Consider the following 20,661-nt stretch of genomic DNA (forward strand, 5'->3'; position numbering starts at 1 on the left):
CGCGTAGAAAAACCCCTTGTTTTCAGTATCCGCAAATCGCCGCCGAAGCGGGCGTTAGCACAGTGTTAGCGCGAGCCACCTAGTGTGTGGTGACGCCATGGGAAACCCGGTTATGTTGAATCAGGACAAGCAGAATGAAGACCAGCCCTGCCGCGGCTTACGGAGGTTACATGAAACTGGTTCTAGGCAGCGTAATATTGGCGTCTGGGATACTGCTATCCAGCTTGTCAGGATTCGCAGCTTCGGGAGGATGGCATTCGGATGGGCAAGGGACGAGATACTGGCACGTCACTCCTCCGCCCGGGCAGTGTAATATAAGCCAAGCGAAGAACAGGGCGCTTCGGGCCGGCATCTATCGTAGCGAGATTATACAGCAGGATGAGAATATCATCGTGCTCAGTGGTCTGGATGAATCGGGCGACCGGCGAACGATCGGTTTCGGCAACATCAGGGGGTGCCCTGAGTTGGAGGGCCATGAGGATAGTCCAAACTTCTGAGGATAGAGCTAGAGTTTGTTCAGCGAACTTTTCCAGTTCCGACCGAAGTACGCATTTCTGGGCAAGCGTCGCGTCTCTACCGATCGACAAGCCTGGCGGCTAGCAGCGCATCGGATGCCTCATTCCCAGCTGGTCCGCCCTATTGATGATTCGGGTTTAAGGTCGATGCATGTTCTGGTCAGCCGCTAGGCGGGAGTTGAGGTCGCGTGTTCAGGGAGGCTGAGGGTCGGGAGCGGTTGTAACCGTTTCAGAGCGGCGGGGATTTCAGAGCAGCACACAATGCGCTCGATGCTCTCCTCTCGCGGGCGCAGGGTCCGACTGCGCTTGGGATGATCCGCATCCTCAATCCGCCGAGCTCACGCATCCACTCGTTAGGAGTTTGTTGACCATAAGCTGGCTTTACTGGGCGCGATGGATGCGGAGCTTCCCGCACGTCGTCGAATGTTTGGTTGGGCGGGATTGTTCGTGTTGAAGTATCCAGTGCAAGGATTATCGGGCGGAGCCTGGGGCGGAGTTGCCACACTCCTGTCGCGTGCGGAACGCTTCGCAACGCAGACCATTCTGCCGGCTCTGTTTGCGCTGCCGGCACTTGTTGGTTCTGCATCATTTGCCTCAGCGGAAGATCGCGCCCTGAAGCTGTTCTTTACCCATACGGGCGAGAGGGCCACGATTACCTACAAGCGCGAGGGAAAGTTCGATCCAAAAGGCCTCTCCCAGATCAATCGGTTTTTGCGCGACTGGCGAAGGAATGAGCCGACCCGGATGGATCCCCGGCTGCTCGACCTGGTCTGGGAGGTGTATAAGCGTAGCGGCGGCAAGGACTACATCCACATCGTTTCCGCCTATCGATCCCCTGATACCAACAACATGCTCCGCAATCGTTCGCGCAGCACGGGCGTCGCCAAGAAGAGCCAGCATATGCTGGGTAAGGCGATGGATTTCTACGTTCCCGGCGTGAAGCTTTCGACGCTGCGCGCACTTGCAATGCAGATGCAGGTCGGCGGCGTCGGATATTATCCGACCTCGGGATCCCCCTTCGTGCATCTCGACGTAGGCAACGTCAGGGCTTGGCCCCGCATGTCCCGGCAAGAACTCGCGCGAATATTCTCGAATGGGCAGACCATGCATCTCCCGGCCGATGGCCGGCCGCTGCCGGGATACAATCAGGCCATTGCGAACTACAAGAAGCGCGTCGGCCCCACCTCAATCCAGCTCGCTAGCACCGCTGGAGAAGACGAAGACGTGGGAGCGCCGACCACTTCTAGCGGCGACAATAACCTCGTGACGGCGCTTCTGCCTGCGCCCCAAAGCCGGGCATTGAATGCGCTCGCGCTGCAGACCGGCGGCGTCGAGCGGGATGACAAACGGTCCGCTGGGGATGTTTCATCTTTGCCGATCCCAATACCGGCGACGCGGCCGGCCGCCCTTGAGCACGACGCGGGCGCAGATGACAAACTGGAGACGGCGTCGATCGGCCCAATTGCCGTGCTTCCGGACAGACCGGCGCCTGCATTGCCGGCCTACGCGCGCTTCGAACCACTCGTTGTTGCACACCAGGCCTCCAAACACGGCGCTGATATGATCGCCTCCCTGCCCATGACCGCTTCCTGGGAAGGAGCAAGTTTCTTTGGATCGACTTCCGACGCGGCGTTGATGAAATGGGCGCTGCATTCTCCAGGAGAGGTGATGGGATTGAGCGCACCTCGCGTTTCCCCACGCACCGTTCATCGGGAAGCGAATGCCGCGACATCCGGTGAGGATATCATTCCGCTCGCCGCCACAGACCTGTTCGATGCGAGCCGGTTTGCGTCGCCTCCGGAGGGCTGACCTCAATCATAAGGCTTGATGCGCAGCACGGAGCCGGTCAGATGCGCCAGAACGACGGTGGTGAGAACCGGGGCGGCGTTCCCGAGAAACCAGACCTCGCCGCCCGGTGCCAGAAGCCTTTCGTGGTCGAGACCAGACTGGAAGACGGCGTTATCGTTCGAGGCGACCATCGTGAATAGAGGACCGTACTGCGGCAGACTAGCGTTTTTTAGAAACTCCTAAAAAACCGGCATGCCTTACAGTCAGTGCGCGCATCGGATCGAAAATCGGAATCGATTCTCCGGAACAATGAGGTTGATTCAAGGTGTTAATGCGCTATCTCCGCGCCTGAAAAGGACGCGCGTCGAACGACGATGACGATCGTTTCCGCGCGCCCGAAACCCAGACCAAAGTCCGACCGACCCCGGACTTCGTGCCCATACAAAACGTCCGATCGCCGTAATAACAATAATATATTCTCAAGTAACGAGGCGAGACGATGTGAGAAACGAGGTCGGCTTCATTGGATCGCTTTTATACAACGACTTCTACTTAGAAAGTGATATCCAGAAATTGGTTGTTGTTGACAATTTTTGCACCGGACCTTTCGAAAATATAGCACACATGCGGGATGCCCGTTTCCATCGAGCGACATGCTTTTCGATGAGGCAACCTCAGCTCTGGATCCGAACTCGTTGGAGGTTCTCAATGCCGATTCCTTCGATCGAACCAGCAGATGCTGGCGGCCGTCTCATGGAAGGGATAGTCGAGATTGGGCAGGTCGTGATGATCACGCGACGATCATCTGTAGCATCCGTTCCGGTGTGGCCGCTCGTTATCGAGCGCGGCAGGGACACGCGTCGCCTTAAAGTAGGCACGTATAACAATTAACATTAATAAGCGAGTATTTCTTAGAAAGGCTCTAAGTAATTGTCATGCAATACAGGCGATGCTAATAGACAAGTACCTTATCTCAAGTCACGAGGCGCAAAGCAATGAAGAGCGTATTGATTTCTGGCGGGGCTGGCTTCATCGGATCCCACTTGTGTGATCGACTTTTGCTTAGGACGGATATTCAGAAGCTGGTCGTTGTCGACAACCTCTGGACCGGGCTTTTCGAAAATATCGCGCACATCAGGGACCCCCGTTTCCACTTCGTGAAATCCGACGTCGAGACGCTGCAGACCTCGGATAAATTCGACGAAATCTATCACCTTGCATCTCCCGCATCGCCGCCGTGGTACATGAAGGAGCCGAAGAGGACGATCTCCGCCAATCTTCTCGGAGCGTTCCGGTTGCTCGACTTGCTGAAGAAGGGCGGACGTTTCGGTTTCACCTCTTCTTCCGAAGTCTATGGCGATCCTCTGGTGTCGCCGCAGCCGGAATCCTACAAGGGCCAGGTCGACTGTACCGGACCGCGCTCGTCCTACGACGAGAGCAAAAGGTGCACGGAGTCGCTGCTGTTCGAGATGCAGCGTACCCAAGGGCTCGACGTCAAGATCGTTCGCCCCTTCAACATCTATGGTCCCCGGACACGTTCCGACGATGGGCGCGCGGTCTCCAACTTCATCACCCAGGCGCTTTCGGGTCGCCCGATTACCGTGTTCGGCGACGGCCTTCAGTCTCGCAGCTGGGGCTATGTCGATGACGTTGTCGATGGTTTCGCGCGATATTTCTGGATAAATGAAACCGACTATAAGGGGCCTCTGAACGTCGGCAATGATCGCGAGATTTCGGTTCTCGAGGTCGCGCAATATGTCTCCAAACTCGTTGGCGACGTGCCGATCGTCTTCGAGCCGTCACCGCCGCAGGACCCCACGAACAGACGGCCGGACTTGACCAACGCGCACTATGTCATGCCCGAGTGGTCGTGCAAAATCACCTACGAACAGGGCGTGGCGATGACGCTCGACTGGTTCAGGAACCAAATGAAGGCGCACGCGGCAGAATAAACCATAATGACTTTCGAGGCTCGCGTCCTGGGTGCAGCTGGCGTATGTTCACGGTGCGATTGAGAGAGTGATGATGCGAGAACCAATTCCGTCCGATCTGAAGGATATAAGTTTTCCCATACCGATTCACTATCTTGATCTCGCCGCCTCTCACCTCGATGCCGTTTCGCCCCCGGTCTCTGATGGGCTCGTGGTCTTTCTGTCGGATGGTCTTCCCGTAGGACAAGCCTATATCGAAAGGTCCGAGACGGTGTCGGCACTGGCCGAGCGTGTCGTGCGACCCGAGACGCTCGAGCATGCGCGTCAAGTCGCGCAAACCCCTGTGCGCAACCGTGACGTCAGCATTCTGATTTGCACAAAGGACCGGCCGGAGGAACTACGCCGTTGCCTGGCCTCAATCCCCAAACAGTCGCTCAGCCCCGTCGAGATCATTGTGGTGGATAATGCCTCTGCTGGCGAGGCAACACGTCGCGTGGTAGAGGAATCGGGCGCAACCTATGTCCGTGAAGATCGGGTCGGGCTGGATTATGCGCGCAATGCGGCGGTTCGCGCGGCGAGAACCGAATTCGTCGCGTTTACGGACGATGACGTCGTCCTCCACGAGCGGTGGCTGGAGAACCTGATGAAGGGGTTCGATCTGCCGGAGATCGCCTGCGTAACCGGGTTGGTCCTTCCCGGAGAACTCACAACGCCCGCACAGTTTATCTTCGAAAAGCATTGGAGTTTCGGCAGGGGCTATCTGCGGCAGGATTTCAACCAGGACTTCTATACCAGGGATACACGTTACGGCGCTCCGGTCTGGACGATAGGAGCCGGCGCAAGTCAGGCCATCCGCCGCAAGGTCTTCGACGAGATCGGCCTGTTCGATGTCCGCCTGGATATGGGCGCTGCCGGATGCTCAGGCGATTCCGAATATTGGAACCGGCTCCTCCATCATGGCCATGTCTGCCGCTACGAGCCGACGGCAGTAGCCTGGCACTTTCATCGCAAGGATATGAAGGGGCTCGCCAAACAGATCTACCAATATATGAGTGGCCATGTCGCAGCCCTGCTGGTCCAGTATCAGAACACCGGAAATAACGCCAATCTGCGGCGCATCCTGCTCTCGTTTCCGAAATATTACGCCGGAAGGCTCCGAAGACGTCTTCGCAAAGGCACGACGTCGCACGACATCTTCCTGAAGCAGGAGATGCTCGGAAGCGTAAATGGTGCTCTATACGTTCTGCGGCGATGGAAGAGGCCCGCATGGTGATCGCCGCGACGCCTGACATTTCATTCCTCATCCCCGCCTACAATGCAGCCGATACGCTTGCCGAATGTCTTGCCAGCCTGCAGCAGCAGTCGCGAACGAACTGGCAGGCTGTCGTGGTCGATGACGGTTCGACCGACCGCACCTGGGAGGTTCTGGAGGGCATTGCAAAAACGGACAGCCGCATTCTCCCCGCCCGTCAGCCGAATGCCGGCGCCGCCGCGGCGCGAAACCACGCCGCAAGACTGGCAGCCGCGCCCCTGCTCTGCATGCTGGATGCCGACGACTGGCTGGATCCGACCTTCATCGAAAACATGCAGCCAGTTGCGGAGGATTCATCTTCAGCAGCCATCGCCTATTGCGCCTTCCGCCGCGTCGCCCCAGACGGCAGGCTTATGCAGGTAGAACAACCTCCCATCTTGACGGGAGACGTCGCCGAGCGTGAGTTCTCCTCCTTTTGTGCACTCGCCATCCATACGGTTGTCTTTCCCAGAGGCCCTTTTGAGCTTTTGGGAGGCATGGATGAGACCTTGCAGACCTGCGAGGACTGGGATCTTTGGCTTCGCATGGCCTTTTCCGGCGCCGAATTTCGTCGCGTCGACAAGTGCCTCGCTTTCTATCGCATGAAGGCGGACTCGCTCTCCGGCGATCCGACCAAAATGGTGCGTGACGCCATTCGCGTGACATCGAAGGCGCAAGCGCTGCAGATGCAGCAAGGCTTGTCGGCCGAGGGGCCGGAGACAGGCTGGATCACGCCCCCCGTCAGCCAGCTGCGCATGCTAGCCTGGGTCGTCGCGGCCAAGCTCGATCCGACTTTGGATATTGCAGCCCTTGCAGCGCTTCTGCCTGAGATGCCGGACGCCGCGGGCTACGAAAACTTTCTTGCCGGTGTAATCCTACATGGCCTGCAGACGGGGCTCTCTACTGATCGGGCCGACGATCTCATTGATGTACTCGATAAATGGCGGCCGACGTTCCTTTTGCTCATCCAGCTGATTCAGAAACATTCCCTGCCTGGCACTGGGCGCAAGATCATTGAGGCCGCTTCTTGGCACATATCCGCCGCAAACCCTTTGCGGTCTTTCACGCTTGGCAATGTCCAGGTGGTCAGTGCCGCTCTCGAAACGCTTTCGCGGATCCCCAAGGCCGAGCCAGCCGACACGCTCATCATGCACGCCGTGTCCGGCGGGCAACATGTCGGCTCCTTTGTCGGGCCATTCTGGGGCGATCTTTCGATCCGGGCGCAGATCAGGCTGATCATGCATGAGATGCAGGCAGAAGAACATCTGCAGACGCCGCCCACCCTCGTCTATATCAGTTCGTGGACAAGGGAGGCATTGCGCGGCTACCGAGCCTTCGGCGGGCTGATCATCCGGAATGGCCAGCGGCGAGGACGTCTCGAACGAATTTTGGTGCGTATCGGGCGCAACGCCCTTCTTGCCTGCGCGCCAAGCGACAAACAAGACAACGACGCCCGACTGTCCGACATGCTGCAAAATCTCCAACGCGGTCTGGCTCCACGGTTCCGAAATCCCACTCGGCTGCGGCCCGACGAAAAAAAGGGAGCTACCCACGTTCAGTCGGAAGAAGAGTACTGGGAGCATATCTTTGAACGCCCGGATCCATGGAATTACGTCTCCGTCTACGAGCAGGTTAAATATGCGCAGACCCTGAGCCTCATCCCCGAAGGGATCGAGAAGGCCCTCGAACTCGCCTGCGCCGAGGGGATCTTTACCAAGAAGCTGGCGCAAAAGGTTGGTCGGGTGACGGCCACGGATATTTCCCAGCGGGCAATAGACCGCGCTGTCGAGCGGTGCCGCGACCATCGCAACATCGAGCTTCGCGTGCTTGACTTCGTCAAGAGCGATGTTCCGCCCGAACAGGATCTCATCATCTGCTCCGAAGTCCTTTACTACATGAAAGACGAGGAGATGCTTGCGGCGGTTTGTCAGAAGATGGCCGCAGCGGTGAAGCCGAATGGCTACCTGATCACTGCTCACGCCCATATCCGCCGGGACGAGCCCAACCGGACCGGTTTCGATTGGGACAATCCTTTCGGTGTCGGGACGATCAAACAGCTGTTAGCCGCACAACCTGAGCTGGCCCTGGAAGAGACGATCGAAACCGAACTTTACGCCATCCACCGGTTTAGGAAAGGCCCGGTGGCAGATCCTGTCCTGCGGGTCGAGCGGCATGGAACTCCGCTGGACGCGGATGTCGCAAAGCACATCATCTGGGGCCCGGCTGGCACTGAGCGTGGGGCGGCATGGACGACGGAGGTCACCACCTCGGTTCCCATTCTCATGTATCACAGGATCGCAGAGCAAGGACCCGCGGCACTCCAGCGCTTCCGCACGCCGCCGGAGACCTTCCGCAAGCAGATGCAGTTTCTTCGGCGACAGGGTTTTTACACGGTGACGGCGCAGACCCTGGCGGGGCTTCTGCGCAGCGGCAAGCCGATCCAGGGCCGGCCGGTCATGCTGACTTTCGACGATGCCTACTTGGATTTCCTGGAGGACGCCTTCCCGATCCTTGCCGAGAATGATTTCAGCGCTGACGTATTCGTCGTGACTGATAAAGTCGGCGGTCGGTCGGACTGGGATTCGGCCTATGGAGAGACTGCACCGCTGATGTCGTGGTCGCATATTCAGCAGTTGCACCAGAAGGGCATCAGCTTCGGCTCCCACCTCGCATCCCACACACCAGCCAGTGCGATGGACAACGAAGCCCTGCTGGCCGAAGCCATGCGATCGCGCAATGCGCTGCAAAGCCGGCTGGGCAGCTCCGTGGAATCGATCGCAATTCCTTATGGCGGAACAGACTTCAGGGTCCCGGGCATTCTGGCGCTTGCCGGCTACCGGATCGGCTTCACGACACGACCGGCAAAAGCCACATTTTCCGATAATCTCTTCGGTCTGCCACGCCTCGAAGTCCGTGGCGATCGTCCTCTTGAAGCCTTCCCTGAACTTATGGGCCTGCCGGGAGCTTATATCGGATGACAATACCATGACCGGCGTTGCGGCCCCTCTCATCACCGTCGTCATACCGGCGTACAACGCTGAGAAGACGCTTGCCGAAACATTGAGAAGCGTCTCCAGCCAGTCCTATGACAAGCTCGAAATCCTTGTGGTCGACGACGGGTCGCGAGATAATACCTTCGATCTTGCGAGCGACCACAGCCTGACCGATCGCCGTGTCCGTGTTCTCCGCCAGGAGAATGGTGGGGTTGCGCGCGCACGCAACCATGGCGTCCGGGAGGCCAGCGGCCTTTACATAGCTCCCGTCGATGCCGATGATTTATGGCACCCCCGGAAAATCGAGCTCCAGCTTGAGGCGATAAGGAAATTTCCGGACGGACGCGGGGTCGCCTACAATTGGTATGCGGCGATCGACGAAAACGGCATCATTTTCGGTCATTCGCGACCAGTCCTACATCAAGGGACTATCTTCGAACCTCTGTTGCGGGAAAACTTCATCGGCAATGGCAGCACGCCCTTGATGCCGCGGACGGACATTCTTCGCTGCGGCGGCTATGACGCCAGCCTGCGCGACAACGGCGCCGAAGGATGTGAGGATCTGAAACTTTATCTGGCCTTGGCCGAAACCTTGCCCTTTGCGTTGGTTCCCGATTTCCTGACCGGTTATCGCTTTACCAAGGGAAATATGTCCAGCAACGCCTACAGGATGCTGAAGTCCCACGCCCTGGTGATGGCCCCGATCATCACGCGCTATCCGCAGTTTACGCGCGACATCCAGACAGCCGAGTTCAACACGGCGCGCTGGTATTTCGCGAAGGCGTTTCTCGGCAACGATTTTGCCCAGATCAAAAAGCTGGCACCGATGATGGTCAGAAAATATTCCTTGCGCCTTATCGCCCATGGCGTGCAGCAGGGTTGGCGCCAAGCGAAACGCTGCCTCCGGATGGCAAAGCGCGTCCTCGGCACGTCTTCGGCGCGGCCGAAAACCCACATCGCGAGCGCGCCCCTCCCGCAACCCGGAACAGCATTCAGCGATCGTTTCATGCCCATGCCTGCCAAAGAGGCAATAGGTCTGGCCTCTTCCCGGATGGTCAACAATGAATAGGTTTCGAAAGCCGCCTTCTGCTAAACCCGCAAGAGCCTACAACCTGGTTGTAGCGTCTCGGTTTCGCGAGCTTCGGCAACTCGTACCAGCGCTGCGGCTCAAGATGACGGTGATGATCATCTTGGGAATTCTCACAGGGTTCTCGGAAATGGTCGGCATCACCTTTCTGGTCAGCCTCGTCTTTCTTCTCGGGCAGCAAGGTCCCGTTTCCGGCTCCGCCGTGGCATGGCTTCCAGCGTTTTTTGGCGGTATTGACCTCAGTCTTTCGAAGCCTGTCCTGATCGGCATCCTGATCGGCTCCATCCTGTTCCGGATTTTTCTCGGATGCGCCAATTCGCTCATTGCAAGCGCGGTCAACCACCGAATTAGCGACCGTATGCGAGACCGCCTCTACGCCAAGGTCTTGACCATGCCCTTCCAGCGCTTTCAAGACTATGAGCGCAGCGACCTGATCAACGTCATCGCGACCGAATCCTATGCGGTGTCGTCGGCGCATGCCAGCTTGGTCCGTCTGGGGGTCAATTTCGGTACGATTGTGATTTTCGGCGTCGGCATGCTGGTCATGGCCTGGCCGATCGCGTTGCTCGCGCTCGCCTTCGGCTTCATCCATAATTTTGTATTGGGTTTCTTTGCCGGCGCCTACCGCCGTCTCGGCGCCTCTGCACTGGCTGCGGTGGAAGCGTTGACACAGTTGAGCTGGACAACGCTACAGACTTTGAAAGCCGTCAAAAGCTTCGGCATGGAAAAGCGTCACCAACAACTCTTCGAGGTGCTTTCCAACGATGTCGGCCAAACCTGGCGCCGGTCGGACTGGATGGGAGCGATAACCTCGCTTCTGAGCGAAATCCTGACCTTCGGGGTCATCCTGACGATCATTCTGTCCTCGGAATTCCTGCCGGTCGATTTCAAGGCGGCGCTCTCGGCCACGATCCTTCTTTACAGGCTTCAGCCGCATATCAAGGGATTTGATTCCCAGATTCTCAGCCTTTATGAGATGGAAGCGTCGCTGCAAAACGTCCTGGCGCTGCTTTCAGAAAAGGATGACATCAAGCAGACCTCGCAAGGGGAAAGGGTAAGCCGCCTCGCGGAGGCGATTGTCTTCCACGACGTCTCGTTTGCCTATGAGCGATCGAACGCACCGGCGGTTCACAATCTCAGCTTCGCAATCAGAGCAGGCGAGACGACGGCTCTGACAGGGCCAAGCGGCTCCGGCAAAACCACAATCCTCAACATGATCCTCGATCTCAACCCGCCGACCCAGGGCTGGATCACGGTCGACGGCAGGGATCTGACAACCATCGACCGGTCCAGCTGGCTGCAACTGCTCTCCGTGTCGGGCCAGGATGTTGAACTGATGGAGGGCACGGTCCTCGACAACATCCGGTTTCGTCGCGATATCTCGGAGCAGGATATCCGCTGGGCGGCCGATGTGGCCTGCGCAACGGAGTTCATCAAAGATCTGCCGTATGGCTTTGATGAATGGCTGGGCGACGAGGCGATCCGGCTTTCGGGCGGGCAAAGGCAGCGCATAGGTCTGGCGCGCGCGCTCGCCGGCCGGCCTCAGATCCTGCTGTTGGACGAAGCAACAAGCGCGCTCGACGAAGAGACCGAGATGCGGGTATTTTCGGCAATGAAGGAAGATGCTGGCAGAACGCTGATTGTCGTTAGCCATCGGCCCGCTGTGGCCAGGCTGATGAAGAACCGGATCGATCTCCGCCCACCCACCCCCACATCCAAGCTCGGGTGACGGAGATGGAGATGCCAACCAAATCCCGCATTCAAGTGGCCGTCATTATCCCTGCTTATAACGCCAGCCCCTACCTTGCCCACACGCTCCAGTCCGTCAGCGACCAGACCCACAAGGCGCTGGAGATCGTCGTCGTCGACGACGGTTCGACGGACGACACGGCCTCGATCTGTCGCCGTTTCGCCGCGAGTGATTCAAGGATCCGGATTCTGTCGACCGAAAACCGTGGCGTCGCTGCTGCCCGCAATACCGGGATCGAAGCATCGAAATCCGCCTATATCACCTTCCTCGATGCGGACGACCTATGGCATCCGACCTATGTTGAAAGAATGCTTGCGGCTCTCCACCCCCTGCCGGACGCCTGGGGCGCGGTCTATGCCCTTCACCGCTTCATCGATACCGAAGGATATTGCACGAGATCCGGTTCGTCGCTGAACGCCCGGGACAGCATTCTCAACCGTCATCTCGTATTCCGCTTCGTCGGCAACGGCAGCGGCTTCATGGTTCGCCGCGCTGTTATCGACAAGATCGGCGGCTACGATTCAAGCTATGCCAGGAAGGGAATTGGAGGATGCGAGGATTTCGATTTCGAACTCCGCACCGCTGAACATTTCAAGATCGAGACAGTGCCGTTGGGTCTGGTGGGCTATCGATCACATTCCGCAGCCATGTCTTCAGACAGGTCACGAATGGCGCGATCGCTCCTGGCGGTGACCGAGCAATGCATCGCTCGCAATCCCCAGCTTCCGGCTTTTGTCGTCAGCTGCGCCCGCGCTTCGGCGCATCTTTATGCATTTTCAAAATTTGCCGCTCTGAAAGATTGGTCCAGCGCTGCGACCTCGCTCAAACACATTTACCATCATAGCCCAATGCTCGCCTCCGGGATCCTCGCCAGATTGATCTTTTCAAAAGCTGACAGAGCCATACGCAGGGTGTTGTCGAAAGTCTGGCCGGCTACGGAACAAAAGCAAAAGAATCTCAGGAAATTCGAAGAGATAGACCCGCTTCTCCCCTTGGTCGGCGGTTGGTCTCGCTTCAGAACGAAGACATTGCTCTGCCGCCTGTCTGAGATCGATCGGTCTGGCAAACGCTCTGCGGCGACCTCATTGCTCGGCCGCTATGTCGCGCCGGAGAGATCGAGCACCGTCAAACATCCAAAGGTTTGACAACCCTTGCTCTCCATCAGCCTGCGACTATCTCGCTATTTTGTACTACGAACTTTTATCTTAATGAAGAATAGCAACTGCTAGAAAAGAGAGTATCCTAAAGAAAGAAGAAATACCCCAATAATAATCTTCGACAATGTCGATTTTAACTGCAATCATACCTACGCACTGTGCAAGCATTCCGACTGGAGGACCCGCCAACCACCCCGGCGGGTCCTCAACTTTCCTTCTCGGCTGGTTGCACAAATGCGGTCGCCATTATCATTGCATCAGCATAGATAGATCTTACTTCGGATGACGATATTACGCTGTTGAGATCGGCTTGATGAGAAAATCCCGCATCATCGGCAGGTGAAGGTCGAAGTGCCGGCTCCCCTGCTTAATATTTCGATAAAAATTTCAATTGAGCGCGCGATTTTTTGAGATCTGCAATGAAATTTCGGAGACGGAGCAATCCGTCATAAAGTTGATATTGTTTTTTAATAGAAATTGATAATTATTGATGCCATTATCAAGAAATATACATCATATGGTTATTTCTTGATATAATTTTGACCGTCTTATATTGATATTTAAATACAACCATTATCTGAAAATCATAATTTTTACCTTTTGATAAATTTTATTTGTTATACTCATTTATTGGTACCGGTTTAATTAGTTTCTTCATTTCATAAGCATCGGCGTTTAGTTTTCGCGCGATGGCTGGAAATCTCCCGAAAGCTATTTCCCTTCCCCGGTTCTCAACGATCCGACAACCTGCCGGCACACTGGTGATGTTGTCCTGGACTGGCCGCGCGTGGAAAAGTTGCCGATGCAATTCAACACCGCTGCACGAAATATTAACACCCTGACACATAAAGATATTATATAGTTCGATACGAGCTGGACCGGCCAATTTAGCCCAACGGCATTCGGTCTGTCATTTCAAACGCCGGCATATGAGGCTGTACTCGCCAACGGAAATACCGACGCAAAACCTGCGGCGTAAGAAATGCCTATCCTCTTGGCGAGTCGCCCGATACGAAACAACTGATATGCTTGGGCGAGGTTGGACAGTCCTGATTCATTACATCGGAGCCCCCGGCATGCCCCGACCTGTGTCGAATTGGTCGCACCTCGGCCGCGAATTAACCCTTCATAAAGCATTTGCTTGCTCAACTTATAATTTGTGTCATGGTCACTGTAAGTAGCGAGGGAGCCGACCTGATGAGTGATATGGCATCGCAGATTCCGGAATTTGGTTACGATGAGCGCGTGATGATCTGCCGGAAGCAGATCGAAAAGGCGGTCTATCAGTTCATTGCAAATACGAAGGTCGAGGGATGCGATCCGGCGGAAGTCGCAATGGCGATCGCAGACATTGCCGACGATTACATTTTACTGCTGGCCCAGAAGCGCAATTTGACCCATTGAGGTCAATGGATCGGCCGTCAATCGGCCCATCGTCCGCACGATGTGCGAGACCCAAAATCGCCGCCGCTTCCCTGCCCGGAGGCAACGTCAACGGAATCGTTTACGGATTGCGCCGAAACCATCCGCGCGATGATGTCGAACAGCTTTTGAATAAAACGCTCAACCACACTCAACAGCGCATGCGTCCGCCCAGAACGAGCTGGGCTTCTCCCAATCCATAATTCGCGCCAGCTGACAGAATGGATTTCGATCGACCGCTCACTGGACACTAACATATGCATAACCCCGGAAATCGATGCTGATTTCCGGGGTTATGCATGGATTTGAAGGGGTAGAGCGTTCCAGCGCGTCCGATCGGACGCATGCCGGTCTAGTGGCTTCTGACGCTCACTTGCGGAACCGGGGAGCTCAATTCAGCCAATTCCCTGGTCAAGCCCTCCCCGACCTCCTGCTTCACTGCCTCGAGCGCAAGGTCGAGGCAATTCGTCGCGAACGGCAGTTTGATATCCTGGGCGACCTGTCGCGCATAGGCAATCATCCGCGCCAATGCGACGAGCTCTTCCAGACCGTCTTCCGCCCCTTGGTCTGCTTCCCCCTTGCCAACCGATGTCACGCCCATGCCCCATTTCTCCAATGAATTGAAGAAATGATACGCGCCTAGACGTGATCCACCCCGTGAAAAAAGCGTGACACAACTCCCGGTGACAATTGCCGACTTCGGTTCACAATGCAGGTCGCGTCTGGAACGAAGTTTCGTGCAGTTTCCAGGGCAGATCGGCATTCGACCGAATATCGCGAACGTCTTGCACGGCTTTCAGCAATTCCAAGGCGTCGATGCGTTTCTGGTCGACTGCATTCGACAGAAGTGCCGCCAGCAGTCGCGGACGATCCTGCTCGGCCAGCCCTGCACATTGCTCGACGACCGCCCGCCACGTTCGCTTCTTGAAGAATATCGCGCCTGCGGCATCTTCCAGCTGTTGGCGCAACCGACTTTCCAACAGTCCGCTATCCTCCATCACATCGAGCGTTGCGCTGACATTGACGAGCGGTATCGTGAGCGGCTTGCTGCCCAGCGCGCTCGGCGCGTGGGTGAGTGCGACGGCGGCATCGTCGACCAGCCGGCCGATGCGATAGTCTTCGAAAATGCGTCCGATCCCGATCATGCCGAACGGATGGCATTCGGCAGCGCGCAACGCGCCCATGCTTGCCGCCCCGAGAACCGCGACGCCCAGCGAAAGAGCATGAAGAATTTCCTTGTGCCAGACCGGTGCAGCATATTCGAAACCGCCGTCGATCAGGCCGATGACATTGGCGCCCTGTTCCACCGCCGCCAAGACATCGCCCTGCGTCGCAGGCGGCAGGACGCATATTCCCTCGCCGGCAAGCGACGCCGCATCGGGAAGACTGGGGCCTGCGAAAATGATCTTCAAAACCCTATTGTCCTGGCAAGCGCCCTCGTTCCGAACCGCTGGGCACGCTCCCCCTCCGGATTTTCGAGCTCGGGAATGACAATCTTGACGACACTGAAGGGAAGCGTGTCGTCGCTGAGGCGCACGGCGATCACCGAAGCGATCCGCCTGTTGCGTAGCCGGTCAAGCACATGCTGCAGCAAGCGGGCCAGATCCTGCTGCCCATGTCCGGCCACCCCATCAAGGCCGATGGCGGCAGCCGGCGGTGCGGCAACCGCAGCGAAGGCCTGCCGCATCAGCGGCGGCAAGCATCGTGAGAAAGTTGCGGGAGAAATATCGTCCCGGGCTCCGCTGATATAAGTCAGCCGAGATTGCGCGGCTTCCGTCACCGCCCGAATGGCCGCGCGCACGGGAGACGGGTGAGCGCCGGTGCCGCCGGTCACCTCGACGAGGCGAATGTCCCTGTCTCCGTGAAGATCCCGGGAGCCAGGCACGAGATCTCTAGGCCCCAGCATGGCGGTGAAACAGGGGATTGCGATGTCGCTGGTGATATCGAAGAGCCTGAGCGCCAATCCCGATGTTTCGATCTTGTCGATCAGCCCGTCCAAAGCAACGTCCTGGAAGCCGCGGGGATCGACGCAGCCGGCATAACGATCCGCTTCCGCGCCCACCTGCCACAGCACATGGGCGTCACGCTCGATACGCTCCAGGACGCCATGAAAGATCGCCTCCTCGGCATCGTTGCCCGACGCGAGGCCGTCTGAAGACATCCAGTATCGCGCGTCCCGTGTGCGGTCGAGCACCACCGCTTCAAAGGGGATGTAAACCTTATCGCCGGTGAGGAGATTGATCCCGGCAACCCATTCGGTCTCCTCGTCCGGTCCGAGATCGGGTTTATGGACAGCGATCAGGCAGCTCAGCGTGTCGGTCACGTGCCCCATCGCCTGCAGATAGGAAGAGGTGCCGCGGACGAGATCGACGGAGGGTTCCCCGGCAACCGCCCGTTCGAGGGCTTCCATGACCGTGGATACTTTGGCATCGAGATCGGTCAGGCCCTTTCCCTGAGCAATCACGATCGAGCGGGAGTTCGGGGCGAATGCGCACCAGACGGGGATTCCGATGTCGTCCAGTCCGGTATGTCGCGCAACCCTGGTAATGCCGAATCCGGCCAAAAAAGGTTCGACGCGAGAAAGGGTTTCCCGCGGCGACATGATCCTGTCGGAATATATGGACCGGTCCGTCAGAGTGCCGGCTCAGCCGTCGACGTGACCGGAAAGGGCAACCTGCGCCGACGAAACGGCAACCGCAAGGTCAACGCCCTTCACAAATGTGCCGCCGGCTTTGCGCAGGTCGTTCGCGGTCGCCAAATCCCCCGTCGGATTGAGAGACTTGACCGTACCCGCGCCGAGATCGGCAAGCCAAAGACCCGCCTCACCGGGTATACCTATAATGACAGCTTTCGCCATGTAACGCCCCTACGTTATTGTTAAAAACCGGCCTTCAACAGGCCCTCCCGGTATAGCTCTTTTTGCCAATGCTCCTTGAAGGGGACGATAGCGAGCCACTTCTCGACGTCGAAGACCGGGTTGATGCTTTCGGCCCGTTGCCGATGGAAAAGCGCCCGTTTTCGATCGCCGATCATTGCGCAACTGGCCGCGGCGATGCGATGGGCCGGCGCTTTGTCTTTCATCGTCTCGACATAGACGATGGCCTCCTCGTATTGCTCCAGGAAGAAGCTCGCTCCCGCAGCACACCAGAGATAGGCGTCAGGCGCGATCGGGTTGAGCGAAATCGCCTTTTTGATCTTGGCGAGCGCATCGCCCGGGCGGGATGCATGCACCAGCGTGTCGGCATGGCTGTAGATGACATCGGCAAAATGCGGGCTGAGCTCTTCCGCCAGATGAAGTGCTGCGACACTGGCGTCGACATCGCCGAGGTAGAGTTTGGTGACGCCGAGTTCCCGGTGGCCCGCCGCCGATGCCGGATCCCGCTCGATGGCCCGAAGTGCATGCTGTTTCGCCAGATGCAGCAGTTCGTTGTTTCCCTGCGCCGTCACGAGCCACTCGCTGGTGAAGGTCCTCGCCAGCCCGGTAAATGACGGAGAAAAATCCGCCTTATGCGACAATGACTGCTTGAATGCCTTCCGTGCCCGGCGGATATGCGGCAATGTCAACTTGCTCATCAGGCTCGAGCCGACCAGATAGGCGTGATAGGCCTCAGGATTGGCTTCGAAGCGTAAGCGCTCTTCCTCGTTTTCAGCCAGCTCGCGGGCCACCGACATGGTCAGCTGCTGCGCGATCAGCCGTCTCTGACGCGGCAATGTATCGGGCGTCATCGCAAAGCGATTGGCCCAGATGATCTCGTCCGTCGGAAAATAAACCAACTGGGCGAATAATCCCTCTTCGGAAAGCCTTGTATCCAAGAGATAGGCGATCGAGTGCCGGGCGACCACGGCAGCCTTCTCGGAGTCGCGGCGGATCTGACCGGCCGTATGCGGCGCGACGATGGAAATGTTTCTGAGCGCGCAGAGTTCGATCGTGACGTCTTCGATCAGGGCGTTGGCAAGCGCAAGCCCGGCATCGGCATGTTTCGATGTCGGGGGAAGCAGCACCAGGCGAGGCAAGATCAGCGGCATCGGCGATATACGTTCGATGTCGGTGGGTGTCTCACCACCGGCTTCTGAGCGCTTCACCTGTACCCGGGCATGGCCATCGCCGTTCGGCAATCTCTCATTGAGGGACGAACCGCCAGACAGCTGGTGCAGTAAGGCTCTGACCTGCTCGTCATTCGGATCCCGTTCGAGGATCTGCAGGGCGGCGTTGGAAATGGTGCGCGCAGCACCCGGCTTTTGCGCATCCGGCAGCGCATCCAGCAGTGCCTGCCGCAACTGCAGCGCCTGAGCGTCCCGTTGCGCCCTGATCCACGCCTCTATCAACTTTGTCGCCGGTTTGATATTTCCGATGAACCCGCGCTGGGTCAGTTCGGCGATCGCGTTCAGCCGCTCCAGCGGCGAACCGCCGGTGCGAAAGATATCCAGATCGCTGGAAACTGCCTGCGTGTCGAGACGAACCGTGGTGGCGGTGAAATCGAAGGGCATGTCGGCGCGTCCGCCATCTGTCTCGCGGATGCGGGAAAGCAGTTTGCGCAGATTGAGCCGCGCCAGATCAGCTTCGACGTCATTCCATAGAAACTGCGCCAATTCATAACGGCTGAGTTCATGGCCCGCGCCGGCATAGAGATGGGCCATCATCAACAGGCCCTTGATCGGATAGCGAACCGGATCGCCATTCGTCTCAATCAACCGCAGATCGCCAAATGTCTGCAGATGGAGCACAATCCGTCCTCAGCTGTTCATAACCGAATCGTGCAACTCACTGTCGCTGTCAGGCAACCCCGCAGCTGCCAGGCTTTTGGCCAACGCCACCAGCTTTTGCCTGATATTCGGGTCCTCGATGGCGATGAATGCCTTGTTGAGCGCCAGCCCCTCCTTCGAGGACAAAAAGCTGTTCAATTCATTGGTCTGGCCGTCGATCGGCCCGGTGCCGCCGTTCTCGAAGAAAAAGCCGATGGGCACGCGAAGAATCTCGGATATGCGTTGAAGGCGGCTGGCGCCTATTCTATTCGTTCCTTTTTCGTATTTCTGGATCTGCTGGAAGGTAATGCCGAGAAGTTCGGCCAAGCCGTTCTGGGTCATCCCGAGCGTCTTCCGCCGAACTCTCACGCGGTTGCCAACATAGACGTCGATCGAATTCGGCGATTTAGCCTTCATGTGAATAAGTCTCCCGCGTTATCAGCACGCCCCGCTGTATAATGGAGAGTTTAACCAATAATGCAACTAAAAGTAAATATTTCGTCAGGGTTTTTTTCAGCAGTGCACACAGTAAAAGCAACCTGTGGATTATTGCAACGGGTGCCATTTGGCGCGGTGCTCCTATCGCCCACGTCGCAGCGGACGAATCCCGTTCGAAACCAGCGCAGCTCCGACGCCGTGTCTAAGAGGCTTTTGCACAACAGCGATCATCGACTTGGCGAAAACGGGAATCCTTCCAACATATTCAAAACGAACATTGTCGAAGCCGGTATCCAAAATATGCAGCGCGCCTTCCTGATGGCGAGGCACAAAGGTGCCCAATTGCCGACACGAAGCCAAAGATATTTAACGGCTGAATGTATATGCTGGGTCTAGAGCAATTCCAGCAAAAGTGCGCAGCGGTTTGCGTCCGGAGTTGCGCGGGTTCCGTGGCTTGGAGAAAAACGGAAATGCTCTAGCCAGCCCGATCGAAACCCTTCTCGCGCGCCGGAGAAGACAAGCTTGCCCGATAATTCATCGTCCGCATATGCGAAACAGCCTGTGGGGAAACCGCGGATTCCCGTGGTCTTCTGGTTGCTGCTGACGATTTCCCTCTCACTGGTCATGGGGACGGTGCTGCTTTCCAACGACAGGAAACACTTAAAGACAGTCAGCCATTATTTTGGCTTCGATCTCTTTCCCCATGAAGTGAGGCCGCCTCCACCCAAAGCCCTTCCCCGCCCCACGCCCCCAGCCAGCTTTAAGCTTCCCTTGCATGCCATCGAACCACCGGTGGTACAGGCCGCCTCGACTTTTCTACGGACATGGCGGATATCCGGCGCCGCGATGTGTGCGGCACTACGCAATGCCGGCATTGAGACCAGCGATTGGGCAGCGACGAGCTTCAACGCCGATACGTTCGAGTGTTTTTTCGAGCAGAGCGGCAAGCGGGAAAAGGATCAGCTCCCAAAGTCCATCTTCGTCATCGTTCGCGGCAACGCCGCCGGCACGATCAACAATATGCGCGTGAAAATCATCAATCCCGAGACTGATCGAAATGGCCAGCTCGATCCCGGCATTCTGCGAATCTTCGAAATCATCCTGCGGCAACCGCAGTGGCTCGATTTTCACGAGACCCTGAACGCGATCAAAAATCTAAGGGACATCAAGGAAGACGGATTCGGAGCCAGCATCAGCTTCACCCGCGAGGTGCTCAATCCCGGGAATTACAATTTCACACTCTCGCTGGATGCGACTTCAGGAGCTCAGAAAAGAACGAGAAATTATTTTTCCGGCAGAACATGGCTGCCATTGCCGGACCCCGCGGTCGAGACCGATAGCCCGCAACCGGAAGCAGTCTCCAGGCCTCCCGATGCCGAGGCCCCGGCAGCAAGTCAGGAACACCCGCGTTAGAGCCCCGTGCGTCCTTTCAGACGCACAAATGACGCTTCAACTCTTTCAATCCTCGCGTCAGCAAACCGTTCAACGGTTTCACAGGACTTGCGCGAAAACAAAGAGATAGAGCATCTTCGCGACCTGGAGAAAG

General features: G+C 57.3%; 17 protein-coding genes. 10 read left to right on the forward strand and 7 right to left on the reverse strand.

Features of this window, described 5'->3' with window-relative positions; all coding sequences use genetic code 11:
• Positions 1-134 precede the first annotated feature (134 nt).
• Both HFO99_RS33375 and HFO99_RS10445 read left to right on the forward strand, forming a co-directional pair.
• Positions 135-497 (forward strand): hypothetical protein, encoded by a 363-nt coding sequence (locus tag HFO99_RS33375; protein WP_261323087.1) that lies wholly within the window; start codon positions 135-137, stop codon positions 495-497.
• A gap of 441 nt (positions 498-938) precedes the next feature.
• Positions 939-2,324: a DUF882 domain-containing protein gene (locus HFO99_RS10445; protein WP_222361345.1), complete on the forward strand. Its 1,386-nt coding sequence runs from the start codon at positions 939-941 to the stop codon at positions 2,322-2,324.
• Between the two features lie 2 nt (positions 2,325-2,326).
• Here the strand turns inward: HFO99_RS10445 and HFO99_RS10450 are convergent, their stop codons facing one another.
• Positions 2,327-2,494, reverse strand: a complete 168-nt coding sequence (locus HFO99_RS10450; protein WP_222361041.1) for a hypothetical protein — start codon at positions 2,492-2,494, stop codon at positions 2,327-2,329.
• An 804-nt stretch (positions 2,495-3,298) separates the two neighbouring features.
• On the opposite strand from HFO99_RS10450, the gene HFO99_RS10455 reads away from it, so the two are divergent.
• From HFO99_RS10455 to HFO99_RS10485, 7 genes are all read left to right on the forward strand, one after another.
• Complete coding sequence (locus HFO99_RS10455) at positions 3,299-4,255, forward strand: NAD-dependent epimerase/dehydratase family protein (protein ID WP_222331258.1); 957 nt, start codon at positions 3,299-3,301, stop codon at positions 4,253-4,255.
• A 31-nt stretch (positions 4,256-4,286) separates the two neighbouring features.
• The gene (locus HFO99_RS10460; RefSeq protein WP_222331257.1) at positions 4,287-5,507 is read left to right on the forward strand and encodes a glycosyltransferase family 2 protein; all 1,221 of its coding nucleotides are present in this window, start codon (positions 4,287-4,289) and stop codon (positions 5,505-5,507) included.
• Positions 5,501-8,503, forward strand: coding sequence for a trifunctional glycosyltransferase/class I SAM-dependent methyltransferase/polysaccharide deacetylase (locus HFO99_RS10465; RefSeq protein WP_222361042.1), 3,003 nt, complete (start codon positions 5,501-5,503; stop codon positions 8,501-8,503). Before HFO99_RS10460 ends, HFO99_RS10465 begins: the two co-directional genes overlap by 7 nt.
• A gap of 7 nt (positions 8,504-8,510) precedes the next feature.
• Positions 8,511-9,587 (forward strand): glycosyltransferase family 2 protein, encoded by a 1,077-nt coding sequence (locus tag HFO99_RS10470; RefSeq protein WP_222331255.1) that lies wholly within the window; start codon positions 8,511-8,513, stop codon positions 9,585-9,587.
• Positions 9,580-11,334: an ABC transporter ATP-binding protein gene (locus tag HFO99_RS10475; protein ID WP_222331254.1), complete on the forward strand. Its 1,755-nt coding sequence runs from the start codon at positions 9,580-9,582 to the stop codon at positions 11,332-11,334. The genes HFO99_RS10470 and HFO99_RS10475 overlap by 8 nt, the downstream gene beginning before the upstream one ends.
• The gene (locus HFO99_RS10480) at positions 11,331-12,500 is read left to right on the forward strand and encodes a glycosyltransferase family 2 protein (RefSeq protein WP_222361044.1); all 1,170 of its coding nucleotides are present in this window, start codon (positions 11,331-11,333) and stop codon (positions 12,498-12,500) included. Before HFO99_RS10475 ends, HFO99_RS10480 begins: the two co-directional genes overlap by 4 nt.
• A gap of 1,209 nt (positions 12,501-13,709) precedes the next feature.
• Positions 13,710-13,916, forward strand: a complete 207-nt coding sequence (locus tag HFO99_RS10485; protein WP_004676311.1) for a hypothetical protein — start codon at positions 13,710-13,712, stop codon at positions 13,914-13,916.
• A 370-nt stretch (positions 13,917-14,286) separates the two neighbouring features.
• On the opposite strand, the gene HFO99_RS10490 is transcribed toward HFO99_RS10485, so the two are convergent.
• The 6 genes from HFO99_RS10490 to HFO99_RS10515 form a co-directional block, all read right to left on the reverse strand.
• The gene (locus tag HFO99_RS10490) at positions 14,287-14,535 is read right to left on the reverse strand and encodes a hypothetical protein (RefSeq protein WP_222331252.1); all 249 of its coding nucleotides are present in this window, start codon (positions 14,533-14,535) and stop codon (positions 14,287-14,289) included.
• Positions 14,536-14,638: 103 nt separating this feature from the next.
• Positions 14,639-15,346, reverse strand: coding sequence for a TfuA-like protein (locus HFO99_RS10495; RefSeq protein WP_064247948.1), 708 nt, complete (start codon positions 15,344-15,346; stop codon positions 14,639-14,641).
• Positions 15,343-16,536 carry a YcaO-like family protein gene (locus HFO99_RS10500; RefSeq protein WP_222361046.1) on the reverse strand — a complete coding sequence of 398 codons (1,194 nt, stop codon included), beginning with the start codon at positions 16,534-16,536 and terminating at the stop codon, positions 15,343-15,345. The genes HFO99_RS10495 and HFO99_RS10500 overlap by 4 nt, the downstream gene beginning before the upstream one ends.
• A gap of 42 nt (positions 16,537-16,578) precedes the next feature.
• Positions 16,579-16,791 (reverse strand): hypothetical protein, encoded by a 213-nt coding sequence (locus tag HFO99_RS10505; RefSeq protein ID WP_222252213.1) that lies wholly within the window; start codon positions 16,789-16,791, stop codon positions 16,579-16,581.
• Positions 16,792-16,811: 20 nt separating this feature from the next.
• On the reverse strand, positions 16,812-18,659 hold the full coding sequence (locus HFO99_RS10510) for a peptide antibiotic resistance protein (protein ID WP_222331250.1): 1,848 nt from the start codon (positions 18,657-18,659) through the stop codon (positions 16,812-16,814).
• 9 nt (positions 18,660-18,668) lie between these two features.
• Entirely contained in the window at positions 18,669-19,094 is a 426-nt protein-coding gene (locus HFO99_RS10515) for a helix-turn-helix domain-containing protein (RefSeq protein WP_064247952.1), read from the reverse strand.
• Positions 19,095-19,637: 543 nt separating this feature from the next.
• Here HFO99_RS10515 and HFO99_RS10520 point away from each other — a divergent pair.
• Positions 19,638-20,528 (forward strand): DUF6030 family protein, encoded by an 891-nt coding sequence (locus tag HFO99_RS10520; RefSeq protein WP_222331249.1) that lies wholly within the window; start codon positions 19,638-19,640, stop codon positions 20,526-20,528.
• Positions 20,529-20,661: the final 133 nt, after the last annotated feature.

The organism is Rhizobium leguminosarum (assembly GCF_019798305.1).
Lineage (GTDB): Bacteria > Pseudomonadota > Alphaproteobacteria > Rhizobiales > Rhizobiaceae > Rhizobium > Rhizobium leguminosarum_U.